This window comes from Pseudomonas weihenstephanensis (genome assembly GCF_001043055.1).
Taxonomy (GTDB): Bacteria; Pseudomonadota; Gammaproteobacteria; order Pseudomonadales; family Pseudomonadaceae; genus Aquipseudomonas; species Aquipseudomonas weihenstephanensis.
Window position 1 is genome coordinate 772,505 of record NZ_JYLF01000001.1, and the last position, 13,227, is coordinate 785,731.

General features: G+C 59.3%; 12 protein-coding genes. 11 read left to right on the top strand and 1 reads right to left on the bottom strand.

Translation table 11 applies throughout. The annotated features are described in order from the left end of the window. The first annotated feature begins 65 nt into the window (after positions 1-65). The 9 genes from TU86_RS03715 to TU86_RS03755 all read left to right on the top strand — a co-directional run bounded on the left by TU86_RS03715 (position 66) and on the right by TU86_RS03755 (position 7,544). The gene (locus tag TU86_RS03715) at positions 66-2,288 is read left to right on the top strand and encodes a DNA internalization-related competence protein ComEC/Rec2 (protein WP_048362927.1); all 2,223 of its coding nucleotides are present in this window, start codon (positions 66-68) and stop codon (positions 2,286-2,288) included. Positions 2,289-2,364: 76 nt separating this feature from the next. After that, the gene (locus TU86_RS03720) at positions 2,365-3,000 is read left to right on the top strand and encodes a MotA/TolQ/ExbB proton channel family protein (RefSeq protein WP_048363040.1); all 636 of its coding nucleotides are present in this window, start codon (positions 2,365-2,367) and stop codon (positions 2,998-3,000) included. After that, on the top strand, positions 2,997-3,425 hold the full coding sequence (locus TU86_RS03725) for an ExbD/TolR family protein (protein WP_048362928.1): 429 nt from the start codon (positions 2,997-2,999) through the stop codon (positions 3,423-3,425). The genes TU86_RS03720 and TU86_RS03725 overlap by 4 nt, the downstream gene beginning before the upstream one ends. After that, a complete protein-coding gene (gene lpxK / locus TU86_RS03730) occupies positions 3,425-4,435 on the top strand; it encodes a tetraacyldisaccharide 4'-kinase (protein ID WP_048362929.1) in 1,011 nt (336 codons plus the stop codon). The genes TU86_RS03725 and lpxK overlap by 1 nt, the downstream gene beginning before the upstream one ends. A 24-nt stretch (positions 4,436-4,459) precedes the next feature. Further along, positions 4,460-4,645 (top strand): Trm112 family protein, encoded by a 186-nt coding sequence (locus TU86_RS03735; protein ID WP_048362930.1) that lies wholly within the window; start codon positions 4,460-4,462, stop codon positions 4,643-4,645. Then, positions 4,642-5,406, top strand: a complete 765-nt coding sequence (gene kdsB / locus TU86_RS03740) for a 3-deoxy-manno-octulosonate cytidylyltransferase (protein ID WP_048362931.1) — start codon at positions 4,642-4,644, stop codon at positions 5,404-5,406. Before TU86_RS03735 ends, kdsB begins: the two co-directional genes overlap by 4 nt. Continuing rightward, on the top strand, positions 5,406-5,870 hold the full coding sequence (locus tag TU86_RS03745; RefSeq protein WP_048362932.1) for a low molecular weight protein-tyrosine-phosphatase: 465 nt from the start codon (positions 5,406-5,408) through the stop codon (positions 5,868-5,870). The genes kdsB and TU86_RS03745 overlap by 1 nt, the downstream gene beginning before the upstream one ends. Continuing rightward, the gene (gene murB, locus TU86_RS03750) at positions 5,867-6,886 is read left to right on the top strand and encodes a UDP-N-acetylmuramate dehydrogenase (RefSeq protein WP_048362933.1); all 1,020 of its coding nucleotides are present in this window, start codon (positions 5,867-5,869) and stop codon (positions 6,884-6,886) included. The genes TU86_RS03745 and murB overlap by 4 nt, the downstream gene beginning before the upstream one ends. A 46-nt stretch (positions 6,887-6,932) precedes the next feature. Continuing rightward, positions 6,933-7,544, top strand: coding sequence for a transglycosylase SLT domain-containing protein (locus tag TU86_RS03755; protein ID WP_048362934.1), 612 nt, complete (start codon positions 6,933-6,935; stop codon positions 7,542-7,544). Between the two features lie 72 nt (positions 7,545-7,616). On the opposite strand, the gene rne is transcribed toward TU86_RS03755, so the two are convergent. Next, positions 7,617-10,880, bottom strand: coding sequence for a ribonuclease E (rne, locus tag TU86_RS03760; protein WP_048362935.1), 3,264 nt, complete (start codon positions 10,878-10,880; stop codon positions 7,617-7,619). Positions 10,881-11,600: 720 nt separating this feature from the next. Between rne and rluC the strand changes: the two genes are divergently transcribed. Together rluC and TU86_RS03770 are read left to right on the top strand one after the other, a co-directional pair. Next, complete coding sequence (rluC, locus tag TU86_RS03765) at positions 11,601-12,557, top strand: 23S rRNA pseudouridine(955/2504/2580) synthase RluC (protein WP_048362936.1); 957 nt, start codon at positions 11,601-11,603, stop codon at positions 12,555-12,557. Beyond that, positions 12,547-13,209, top strand: a complete 663-nt coding sequence (locus TU86_RS03770) for an HAD-IA family hydrolase (protein WP_048362937.1) — start codon at positions 12,547-12,549, stop codon at positions 13,207-13,209. The genes rluC and TU86_RS03770 overlap by 11 nt, the downstream gene beginning before the upstream one ends. Positions 13,210-13,227: the final 18 nt, after the last annotated feature.

Here is a 13,227-nt window from a genome sequence, read left to right on the forward strand (position 1 = left end):
CAATTATTTAAGCGCGTATTACCCGCATCGACTAATCCGAGGTAAAGGATCTCGGTGGGCTGGCTATGTATACAGGGATGTTAGGGCTGGCGTCGGGCTTGATGGCTTTGCGTTATTTACCGGTGTTGCCGCCGGTGGGGTGTCTGTTTCTTCTGTCGGCAGTGGGACTGGCGCTGTTGTTTTTTCGTACCTATCCATTTGGATTGTTTTTGTTCGGGCTGGTATGGGCGTGCGTACAGGGGCAATCGGCGCTGAACGATCGTTTGTCGCCATCGCTCGATGGTCGCACCCTATGGGTTGAGGGGCGTGTGATTGGCCTGCCGCAACGCACAGGTACAGCGCAGCGGTTTGAATTACGGGACGCGACCTCGCGTCATGCCGAGCTGCCGCGCACCCTGCGTTTAAGCTGGCATGGCGGCCCGCCGCTCAACAGTGGTGAGCGTTGGCGTCTGGCGGTCAAGCTCAAAAAGCCCCATGGGTTACTCAATCCACAGGGGTTTGATTACGAGGCCTGGTTGCTGGCGCAGCGTATCGGGGGGACCGGTTCGGTCAAGGAGGGCCAGCGTTTAGCGCCCGCGGCCTATGCATGGCGAGACGGTTTGCGCCAACGCTTGTTGCAGGTTGATGCTCACGGCCGAGCACCGTGGCTGGCAGCCCTGGTGATGGGGGACGGGTCCGGGCTAAGCCGTGATGACTGGGCGCTGCTGCAAGCCACGGGGACCGTGCATCTATTGGTGATTTCGGGTCAGCACATCGGGCTGTTTGGCGGGTTGCTCTATGGGCTTGTCGCGCTGCTGGCACGTTATGGCCTATGGCCGCGTACCTGGCCGTGGCTGCCGTGGGCCTGCGGCCTGGCCTTTGCGGGTGCACTCGGTTATGGCCTGCTCGCAGGGTTTGAAGTGCCGGTGCAGCGGGCCTGCGTCATGCTCGGGCTGGTCCTGCTATGGCGTTTGCGGTTTCGTCATGTGGGCATGTGGTTGCCGTTTTTGCTGGCTCTCAACGCGGTGTTGATAGCACAGCCTCTGGCGAGCCTGATGCCGGGGTTTTGGTTGTCATTCATGGCAGTGGCCGTGCTGATATTCACGTTCAGCGGGCGCTTGGGTGCGTGGCGGTGGTGGGCGGCCTGGACCCGGCCCCAAGGTTTGATCGCGCTGGGGCTGTTTCCTGTGATCTGGGCACTGGGTTTGCCGGTCAGCGTGACCGGGCCAGTGGCGAACCTGGTGGCGGTGCCGTGGATCAGCTTGCTGGTGCTGCCCTCGGCGTTATTGGGCACGCTGCTGTTACCTGTGCCTTGGCTCGGGGAGGCACTTTTGTGGCTGTCGGGCGGTTTATTGGATGCCCTGATACGCGGGTTAGCGTTGTTGGCCGGTACTTTTTTGCCGTGGATGCCCGCACAAGTCACAACCGGTGTGTGGTGCTTGAGTGCTATCGGGGTGCTGATTTTATTGCTACCCGCAGGGCTTTTACCCAGGCCGTTGGGCTGGCCACTGGTGCTGCTGGCGGTATTCGCGCCACAAGAGCAGATTCCCCATGGTCAGGTCGAGGTCTGGCAACTGGACGTCGGGCAGGGGTTGGCGATGGTGCTGCGTACACGCCATCACACCTTGCTCTATGACGCAGGGCCCAAGGTCAGGGAGGTGGATCAGGGTGAGCGCGTGGTGGTGCCGGTGCTGCGCGCGTTGGGTGTCGGTAAATTGGACGTGATGCTCATCAGTCACGCCGATTCTGACCATGCCGGTGGCGCGTTGGCCGTGCAGCGCGCCATGACCATCAAAAAAGTGATCAGTGGTGACGTGCCCGGGTTGGCACTACAGTTACAGGCGCAGCCGTGTGTCAGTGGCGAGCGGTGGGAGTGGGACGGTGTGAGTTTTTCACTCTGGCAATGGGCGGATGCGCAGACGGGTAATCAAAAATCCTGTGTGCTGCTTGTACAGGCCAGCGATGAGCGTCTGTTGCTGACGGGTGATATTGACGCGTTGGCCGAACGCGCCTTTTTGAAAAGCCCTCTGGCGATGCCGGTGCACTGGTTGCAATCGCCGCATCATGGCAGTCGTTCATCGTCATCCAAGGTGTTTCTGAATGCGTTAAAACCTGAACATGTGCTCATATCGCGAGGTCACGGCAACAGCTTTGGTCATCCGCACCCGCAGGTACTGGCACGTTACAACGCCTTGGGCATGAACGTGCTGGACAGCGCAGAACAAGGGGCGCTGCGGTTCAGGTTGGGGACGAGGGGGATGGCCCGCAGCCTGCGTCAACCCAGCAGGTTTTGGCGCCAGGGTGGATAACCGGGGATTTGCCTGCGCCTGAGCGGGCGCCCAATCCTATGGTAGAGTGGCGCACTTTTTCGAGGGGATTGTCACTGTGTGGGAACTGGTCAAATCCGGCGGCTGGATGATGCTGCCGATCATTCTGAGCTCTGTTGCCGCGCTGGGCATTATTGTCGAGCGTCTTTGGACTTTACGCGCCAGCCGCGTAACTCCGCCCCACCTGCTGGGGCAGGTGTGGGTCTGGATCAAGGACAAGCAACTGGACAAAGAAAAACTCAAGCAATTGCGCGCCGATTCGCCGCTCGGTGAAATCCTTGCAGCGGGGCTTGCCAACTCAAAACATGGTCGCGAGATCATGAAAGAGTGCATTGAAGAGGCTGCGGCCCGCGTCATTCATGAGCTTGAACGCTACCTCAATGCGCTGGGTACGATTGCCGCGATGGCCCCATTGCTCGGTTTGCTGGGCACGGTGCTGGGCATGATCGACATTTTCAGTTCGTTCATGGGGGCAGGCATGAGCACCAACGCAGCGATCCTCGCGGGCGGTATTTCCAAGGCGTTGATCACCACGGCCGCGGGCTTGATGGTGGGTATCCCGGCGGTGTTCTTCCATCGTTTCCTGCAACGGCGCGTTGATGAGTTGGTGGTGGGCATGGAGCAAGAAGCCATCAAGCTGGTTGAAGTCGTTCAAGGCGACCGCGAAGTCGACATGGCCGGGAGCAAAGCGTGAAATTTCGCCGCAAGCCACGAGAAACAGTGGATATCAACCTCGCGTCATTGATTGATGTGGTGTTTATCCTGTTGCTGTTTTTTGTCGTGACCACCACTTTCACCCGCGAAACTCAACTGCGTGTTGATCTGCCGCAAGCGGTGAGCGGTGCCCCGAGTGACGATCAAAACGCCAAGCAGTTAGATGTCGCCATCAGCGCAGACGGTGTGTTTTCGGTGAACAACCAGATACTGCCGAAAAATGACCTGGCCACTCTGATGGAGGCCTTGCAGAAAGAGTCTGAGGGTGACACCACGCTGGCGCTGTCGATCAGTGCTGACGGCAAGGCCCGGCATCAAGATGTCGTCACCGCGATGGATGCGGCGGGTAAATTGGGTTTCAGCCATTTACGCATGACCACCGTCGAGGCACAGGCAGCTCCCTGATGGCTATGTCCGATCGTTTGTTACGCGCCTGGTATGCCGGGCACCCGCTGCTGTCGCTGCTGCGGCCGCTTGAGTGTCTCTACCGTCGCGTGGTGGCGGGTAAGCGCGCGCGTTTTGTGGCAGGGCAGGGCGATATTTACCGAGCGCCGGTGCCGATTGTAGTGGTGGGCAATATCACGGTGGGCGGCACCGGCAAGACGCCGCTGATCCTGTGGCTGATTGAACACTGTCAGCGCCACGGCCTGCGGGTTGGGGTGGTCAGTCGCGGCTATGGGGCCAGGCCTGCGCATTTCCCCTGGCGTGTGACGGCTGAACAACGTGCCGCGCAGGCCGGTGATGAACCTTTGCTGATCGTGCAGCGCAGCGGTGTTCCCTTGATGATCGATCCTGATCGTAGCCGTGCAGTCAAAGCCTTGCTGGCCAGTGAGTCGCTGGACTTGATCCTGTCGGATGATGGTTTGCAGCATTACCGCCTGGCGCGTGATCTTGAGCTGGTGTTGATCGATAACGCCCGCGGTTTGGGTAACGGCCGTTGTTTGCCCGCAGGCCCCCTGCGCGAGCCGGCCGAGCGGCTGAACAGTGTCGATGCGGTGCTGTACAACGGTGCAATGACGGACCCGGCATCGGGATTTGCCTTTGCTTTGCAGCCCACCGCGCTGATCAACCTGTGCAGTGGCCAACGTCAGTCACTGGACTATTTTGCGCCGCAGCAAGCGTTGCATGCGGTCGCCGGTATCGGTAACCCGCAGCGTTTCTTCACTACCCTCGAAACGTTACACTGGCGGCCAATTGCCCACGCGTTTGCGGACCATGCGCCGTATAGCGCCGAGGTGCTGAATTTTACGCCGCCTTTGCCGTTGGTCATGACGGAAAAGGATGCGGTGAAATGCCGCGACTTTGCCGCGTCTAACTGGTGGTATCTGGCGGTAGACGCTGTACCTTCGCAAGCCTTTGTGCGCTGGTTTGATCAGCAGCTACTGCGTCTTTTACCTGATCGTCTTTTGCCCTAACTCCTCTTATTCAGGGAAACCCTTATGGACACCAAACTGCTCGATATCCTTGCTTGCCCTGTTTGCAAAGGCCCGCTCAAGCTCAGTGCCGACAAGAGCGAACTGATCAGCAAGGGCGCAGGCCTAGCGTACCCGATTCGTGATGGCATCCCGGTCATGCTCGAAACAGAAGCCCGTACGCTGACTGACGAAGAGCGTCTGGATAAATGATCCCGGTGTTTACGGTCGTTATCCCCTCGCGGTTTGCTTCCACACGCTTGCCCGGCAAGCCCCTGCAAATGATTGCGGGCAAGCCGATGGTTCAGCACGTGTGGGAACAAGCGTGCAAAAGCAGTGCGCAACGGGTGGTGGTGGCTACGGACGATGCGCGGATTGTTGAGGCCTGTCAGGCGTTTGGGGCCGAGGTGTTGTTGACCCGCGTCGATCACGAATCAGGCACCGACCGCCTGGCCGAAGTGGCGACGCTTCTGGGGTTGGCTGACGATGCCATTGTGGTCAATGTCCAGGGCGATGAGCCTTTGATTCCCCCTCGGGTAATTGATCAGGTGGCGGTTAACCTGGCTGCCCACAGCGAAGCGAGCATGGCGACGCTGGCCGAGCCCATCGAAGACGTAGCCGCGTTGTTCAATCCCAATGTGGTCAAAGTGGTCAGTGACCTCAATGGGCTGGCGCTGACATTCAGTCGAGCCTGCCTGCCGTGGGCGCGTGATGATTTTGCGCAGGCCAGCGACCGCCTGCCAGAGGGCGTGCCTTATCGTCGGCATATCGGCATCTACGCCTACCGTGCGGGTTTCCTGCATGACTTTGTGAGTTGGGGCCCTTGCTGGCTTGAAAATACCGAGCGTCTTGAGCAGTTGCGCGCGCTGTGGCATGGCGTGCGTATTCATGTCGCCGACGTGCTCGAAGCACCGCCTGGCGGTGTAGACACCCCTGAAGACCTTGAGCGCGTTCGGCGTTTGTTGGAGGTTTGATGCGCGTCCTGTTTGTGTGCCTGGGCAATATTTGCCGCTCGCCGACGGCTGAGGGTGTCCTGCGCCATAAATTGCAGTTAGCCGGCCTTGCATCGCAGGTTGATGTCGCTTCGGCAGGGACTGGCAACTGGCACGTAGGGCAGCCTCCTGACAAACGCACTCAGCGGGCGGCAAAGCTGCGCGGTTATGACTTGTCCGCGCAGCGCGCGCAGCACGTCAGCGCCGCTGACTTCAGCCGCTATGAGCTGATCTTTGCGATGGATAACAGCAACCTGCGTGATCTCAAGGCATTGCAACCGGTCAGTGGGAAGGCTGAGCTGGATTTGTTCTTGCGACGTTATGAGGGTGTGAAACACGAAGTTCCCGACCCTTATTACGATGGCGAACAGGGCTTTGAAGAAGTGCTGGACCTGATTGAACGCGCGTGCGACTTGCTAGTGATCGAATTGAAAGGACGTTTATGAGTTTGCAGTTGCAGGTTGAAGCGTCACTCAAGCCGTTCAACAGCTTTGGTGTCGATGTGCGTGCCCGATTGTTTGCCCAGGCGCATAACGACGATGACGTGCGTGAAGCGTTGCGCTATTCGGCTGAGCACCAGTTGCCTTTACTGGTGATTGGTGGTGGCAGCAACCTGCTGTTGACCGGCGATGTGCAGGCGTTGGTAGTGCGCATGGCCAGTCGTGGCCTTCGTGTGCTAGTAGATGACGGCGAGCGCGTGGTGGTTGAGGCCGAGGCGGGTGAGGTGTGGCATGACTTTGTGTTGTGGACGCTTGCGCAGGGCTTTGCCGGGCTTGAAAACCTGAGCCTGATCCCGGGCACCGTCGGCGCTGCGCCGATGCAGAATATTGGTGCCTATGGGGTTGAGATCAAGGATGTGTTTGCCGGGCTGACCGCGCTCGACCGTCAAAGTGGGGAGTTGCGTGATTTCACCCTGGCTGAGTGCAATTTTGGTTACCGCGACAGCCTGTTCAAGCAACATCCGGGTCGATGGTTGATTCTGCGGGTCAGGTTTGCTCTGAGTCGTGCTGCCAGTCTGCACTTGGAGTACGGCCCGGTACGCCAGCGCCTGATCGAACAAGGCGTTGATCTGCCGAGCGCCAGTGATGTCAGTCGTGCCATCAGCAGCATCCGCAGTGAAAAACTGCCCGACCCTGCGGTCTTGGGCAATGCGGGCAGCTTCTTCAAGAATCCGGTGGTTTCATCGGTGTTGGCGGCTGAACTCAAGCTGGCGCACCCCAACCTGATCGGCTATCCGCAAGCGGACGGTCAGGTGAAACTGGCGGCGGGTTGGCTGATCGAGGCGGCTGGCTGGAAAGGCTTTCGTGACGCGGATGCGGGCGTACACCGTTTGCAGTCGCTGGTGCTGGTCAACTACGGCGCGGCGACCGGTCTGCAATTGTTGGCGCTGGCGCAGCGTATCCAGGCCGATATTGCGCAGCGCTTTGCCGTGCAGTTGGAGATGGAACCCAACGTGTATTAATCGGGCACTCGCGTTGCTCCATCATCCGTGGCCGTAAGGAAAACCAATGAAGCATAAGCCTGCTTGGGCCTTGGCGTTGACCTGGGTGGCGCTGGCCGGTTGCACCACCGCGCCGCCCAGGGATCAAGGCAATCTGTGCAATATCTATCGTCAGTACCCGCGCTGGTATGAAGACTCGTTAAGCATGCAGAGCCAGTTCGGCACGCCGCCACAGGTGGCGATGGCAATCATGAAGCAGGAAAGCAGCTTTGTGGCGGACGCACTGCCGCCGCGCGCCTATTTGTTGTGGGTCATTCCGTGGGGGCGGGTCAGTCAGTCTTATGGCTATGCCCAGGCTCAGCCACCAGCGTGGAGTGACTTCAAAAAAAGCACGGGCAAGGGAGGTTCGCGTGACAACTTTGCGGATGCCATTCGCTTTATTGGTTGGTATGCGGCGGGTACTCAGCAGCAGCTAGGCATCTCCAAGTGGGACGCCTATAACCAATATTTGGCCTATCACGAGGGGCGGGGCGGCTACAGTCGTGGTACGTATCGTGCCAAGCCTTGGCTGGTGCAGGTCGCACGCAAGGTTGAGCAGCAATCAAAGACGTACGGCGCACAGCTTAATCAGTGCCGGGGTGAGCTGGAGAGCAATCGTCGTTCGTTCTGGTTCTTCTGATCGGCACGCCTTCAACGCATAAAAAAAGCCCCGCCAGTGCAAACTGGCGGGGCTTTTTAGTGGCCTTTGGAATTAGGCGAGGGGTTTAGGCTCGTGCTCTTCTTCCAGGGCTTTAGGGTTTTGCTCGACCACTTCCTCAACAGAACGCAAGTTCTCGTCGATGGCAGGTGTCGTGTGCTCTGCGACGGCTTCGGTGGCTTGCGCTTGAGCGGCGGCAGCGGCAGCGGCGGCCTCTTCACGCTTGCGACGACGCACTTCACGCGGATCGTTCGGGGCACGACCATTGCTGGTCGGGCCGCTGGCGACAGGTGCTGCGACGATGGCCACTTCAACCACTTCAGCTTTTACCAGCACTTCAACAGGCTCTGGTTGTGCGATCACAACCGGTTCTGCTGGCGTGGCGTGGGCCGGTGCGGCTTGAGCGGCGGCAGGCTCTGCAACGGGCTCGCGTACAGTGCGGGCTTCCTTGACAGGCTCAGGGCGCTTTTCGAAGGCAGGCTTCTCAACAACCGGGGTTTCTACCACTGGCGCTTCAACTACAGGCTCAGGTGCAGCAACAATCGGTGTTTCGATGGCTGGAGCAGGTTCTGCGGCTGCCTTGGGTTCAGGCTGGGCTTCTTGAACCGGAGCCACTTCAACTTCAGGCGCTTTAACGGCTTCGATTGGCGTGATGGCTTCAACCACAGGGGCTTGAACCACTGGCGTTTCGATCACTGGCGTCTCAACGACCGGTGCTGGCGCTTGCGGTGCTTCAACGACAGTCACAGCCTTGGTTTGAGCTTCAACGGCAACCACGGTTTCGGCCGGGGCTGCTTGCTCGGTGGCTGCGCTGGCTCGTTCAGCTTGCTGATGAGCCTGAGCTTCGGCCGGAGCGCTGATGACGGTACTGGCAACGGCTTCTGTGACGGCCAGTCCGGCAGCCAGCTGCTCGGTGTTGGCAGGCACGTTTTGCGCGTTGGTCTCTTCGCTGCCTTCTTCAGAACCGTCATCGCTGCCTTCGATCACGTTGCCATTGGCATCGCGTTGACGCTCGCGACGGTTGCTGCGACGACGCTGACCGCGGGAGCGGCGACGTGGACGATCGCCTTCGGCGTTGTCCTGAGTCTCGTCCTGCAATTGCTCTTCGTTGTTCAGAGCGGTTTCGTCTTCAGCGGCGACGGCGGCTTGCTCGGCGCGTGGTGCGCGCTCTTCGCGAGGTGCGCGTGGTTGGCGTTCTTCACGAGGTGCACGGGCCGGACGCTCTTGCTCGGTGGTTGCAGCGGGTGCGGCATCCAGCGGTTCTCGCAGTTCGCGTACGCGTTCTTCACGCTCACCGCGAGGTTTGCGATCATCGCGAGGTGCGCGTGGAGCACGCTCTTCGCGCGGTGGGCGCGGGGCACGTTCTTCGCGGGCAACGACTACCGGGGTTTCTTCGCGTGGTTCACGCACTTCGCGGGCTTCACGCGGGGCGCGCTCTTCACGAGGTGCACGTTCTTCGCGCGGCTTGCGTTCTTCGTCACGACGACCGTTGCGGTTACGGCTTTGCTGGCGACCGTTGCGACGTTCTTCATTACGTTGCGGGCGCTCGGTGGTGGCCGGTTTCTCGGTCACGGTTGGCGCGGCAGCCGCAGGCTCATCCTTGGAGGCGAACAGGCTGACCAGTGATTTCACCAGACCTTTGAACAGGCTGGGTTCGGCAATGGTAGCGGCGGGTGCCGGGGCGGCAGTCGCGGTGGCTGCGGCTTCGGTCGGAACCGGTGCCGAGGTGCGCGCCGGAGCTGTTTTGACCGCGGCTTCCTGGCGAACCAGGGTGCGGGTGGCAGCGGCCGGTTGCACTTCTTCCACTTCAGCAGCAGCGGCAGCGATTTCATAGCTGGACTGATTGGTGTGGGCTTCCGGGCTGTCATCGCGCAAACGCTGAACTTCGAAGTGCGGCGTTTCGAGGTGGTCGTTCGGCAGGATGATGATGCGCGCGCGAGTGCGCAGTTCGATCTTGGTGATCGAGTTGCGTTTTTCGTTGAGCAAGAAGGCGGCGACCGGGATTGGCACCTGGGCGCGCACTTCGGCAGTGCGGTCTTTCAGGGCTTCTTCTTCGATCAGGCGCAGGATGGCCAGCGACAGCGATTCAACGTCACGGATGATGCCGGTGCCGTTGCAGCGTGGGCAGACGATACCGCTGCTTTCACCCAGCGATGGGCGCAGGCGCTGACGGGACATTTCCAGCAGGCCAAAGCGCGAGATACGGCCCACTTGAACGCGGGCGCGGTCTGCTTCCAGGCATTCGCGGACTTTTTCTTCCACGGCGCGCTGGTTTTTGGCAGGGGTCATGTCGATGAAGTCGATGACGATCAGGCCGCCGATGTCGCGCAGGCGCAACTGACGGGCGATTTCTTCAGCCGCTTCAAGGTTGGTTTGCAGGGCGGTTTCTTCGATATCGCTGCCTTTAGTGGCGCGCGCCGAGTTGATGTCGATGGACACCAGGGCTTCGGTCGGGTCGATAACGATAGAGCCACCGGAAGGCAGTTCAACAACGCGCTGGAAAGCGGTCTCGATCTGGCTTTCGATCTGGAAGCGGTTGAACAGCGGAACGCTGTCTTCGTAGAGTTTGATTTTGCTGGCGTACTGCGGCATCACTTGGCGGATGAAGGTCAGGGCTTCGTCCTGGGCTTCAACGCTGTCGATCAGCACTTCGCCGATGTCCTGGCGCAGGTAATCGCGAATGGCGCGGATGATCACGTTGCTTTCCTGATAGATCAGGAACGGCGCCGCGCGGTCCAGCGACGCTTCTTTAATAGCAGTCCACAGTTGCAGCAGGTAGTCGAGGTCCCACTGCATTTCTTCGCTGCTGCGGCCCAGGCCTGCAGTGCGCACGATCAGGCCCATGTCGGCAGGTGCGATCAAGCCATTGAGCGCTTCACGCAGTTCGTTGCGCTCTTCACCTTCGATGCGGCGCGAGATGCCACCGGCACGCGGGTTGTTAGGCATCAGCACCAGGTAACGGCCAGCGAGGCTGATGAAGGTGGTCAGGGCTGCGCCCTTGTTGCCACGTTCTTCTTTCTCGACTTGCACGATGACTTCCTGGCCTTCGCTCAGGACGTCTTTGATGTTGACGCGGCCTTCTGGGGCTTTTTTGAAGTATTCGCGGGAGATTTCTTTGAGGGGCAGAAAACCGTGGCGCTCAGAGCCGAAATCGACAAAGGCAGCCTCAAGGCTTGGTTCGATGCGAGTAATACGGCCTTTGTAGATGTTGGCTTTCTTCTGCTCGCGTGCACCTGACTCAATGTCCAGGTCGTAGAGGCGTTGGCCATCTACCAGTGCAACACGCAACTCTTCGGGTTGAGTCGCGTTAATCAGCATTCTTTTCATGTTGTACCGTCGGTTTCCGGGCTGCCGGAAACGGCGTTCGGCACACACGACTTCTCACGGTCGGTGTCAGGTGCGTCAGGAGTAGTTGGCCACTCCATTGTCCAGCGAGGTTCGGCCCTGGGGGCCGAGTCGCGACTAACGCTTCCTGCTTGCTGTGGTGCTAAAGCACCGCTTAAGCAAAAGTCTGGTCAGGAGGAGGAATCAACCGGCGGCTGTGGACGAGATGAAGCGTCTTGATAAAGCCTATTGCTACACAGTCCGGCGGTTGTGCATCTCCACCCCACACGTATCCCTGATAATTCGGGTGCTGCCGCGCGCAGAATCCGCAGCGGGTTGGCATTTACCGTGAACTCCAAAAGGGGAGGTCACGCATCATGGCTAATAAAGGCGAAGTTTCCGAAACATTCGCTCGAAATTCCCGAGGCTGACTGCACTTTGTGAACTGGCCGTGAATATCGGCGTAAAAGGCGAGTTTTCACTCTGCTTTCCAGGCTCGCTTCAGGCCTCATGTCACCTGCGCTTGTTACAACTCCAGGCGTTCCGTATGCAGCAAAAGTCCCGTAGGACGGCCTCGCGTCCTCGTGAAGAGCGTAGGGCAGGGCCGGTGACTCACCGTTAATCCGCTGTCCAGGCCGCTTTTGGCGGCGTTCGCGACTATAGCAGCAATGATTAAGTGCTTCAATTCCATAAAAAATTGTTATCATCCGCGGCATGACGACGACTACCCCCCCGACCCCCAGCGTCCAGCTGCTTGAGGTCTCGCCGGAATATGCCGGCCAACGCATTGACAACTTTCTTCTTGCCCGGCTCAAGGGCGTACCCAAGACCTTGATTTACCGCATTTTGCGTAAAGGCGAAGTGCGCGTGAACAAGGGCCGGATCAAGCCTGAGTACAAGCTGCAAGCGGGCGATATTGTGCGCGTGCCGCCTGTGCGCGTGCCTGAGCGCGACGAACCGGTGCCCCTGGCTCAGGGTTTGTTGCAGCGCCTGGAAGCGGCAATTGTCTATGAAGACAAAGCCCTGATTGTGCTCAACAAGCCTGCGGGTATTGCTGTTCACGGTGGCAGTGGCCTGAATTACGGTGTGATCGAAGCCTTTCGTCAGTTGCGTCCCGATACCAAAGAGCTGGAGTTGGTGCATCGCCTTGACCGCGATACGTCCGGTCTTTTGATGATCGCCAAAAAGCGCAGCATGTTGCGCCACTTGCATGAAGCGTTGCGCGGTGACGGAATCGACAAGCGCTACATGGCGTTGGTGCGTGGCAATTGGGCCAGCTCGATCAAGCAGGTGCGTGCGCCATTGATGAAGAGCAATCTGCGCTCGGGTGAGCGCATGGTTGAGGTGAACGAAGAGGGTAAAGAATCGGTCACGGTGTTCAAGGTGCTGCGTCGTTTTGGCGATTTCGCCACCATGATTGAAGCCCGGCCGATTACCGGGCGGACCCATCAGATCCGCGTGCACACCCTGCATGCGGGCCACTGCATTGCGGGCGACACCAAATACGGCGAAGAAGGCTTTTCTAAAGAAATTCGCGAATTGGGCGGCAAGCGTCTGTTTTTGCATGCCTACATGCTGACCGTGCCCATGCCTGATGGCGGTGAAATGAAGTTTCAGGCGCCCGTCGATGAGATGTGGGCTAAAACCGTGGAGCGATTGAGTGCCGTCTGAGTACAAATTACTGATCTTTGATTGGGATGGCACGTTGGCGGACTCCATTGGCCGCATTGTCACTTCGATGCAGGGGGCTGCGCAGCGCGCAGGTCGCCCTGAGCGTGATGATGAGGCGGTCAAAGGCATTATTGGTCTGGGGTTGCCGGAAGCGATTTTGACGCTTTACCCTGATTTGACCGAGGCGCAAGTTATTGCCTTCCGTCAGCACTACGCGGATATCTATATCGCGTCGGATGCCGAGCCTTCACCGCTATTTGCCGGTGTGGCCGAGTCGCTAGAATCCTTCCGTGATCAGGGTTACCGCTTGGCCGTTGCGACGGGCAAGGCGCGTCGCGGTCTGGATCGGGTGCTCAAGGCGCAGGGTTGGGAAGGCTTCTTTGATATCACCCGTGCAGCCGACGAAACCGCCAGTAAGCCGGATCCGCTCATGCTCAATCAGATTCTGGCTCACTGCGATGTGCCCGCGCAGCAGGCGTTGATGGTGGGTGATGCGTCGTTTGATTTGCTCATGGCGCGTAATGCAGGCATCGACTCGGTGGCGGTGAGTTACGGGGCGCAGTCAATTGAACGTCTGCGCACGTTTGGGCCTACGCTGGAAATCAATCATTTTTCTGAGTTGCGTGCCTGGCTGCATGGGCGCGCTCACTAATAACGTCTTAGCTGGGGT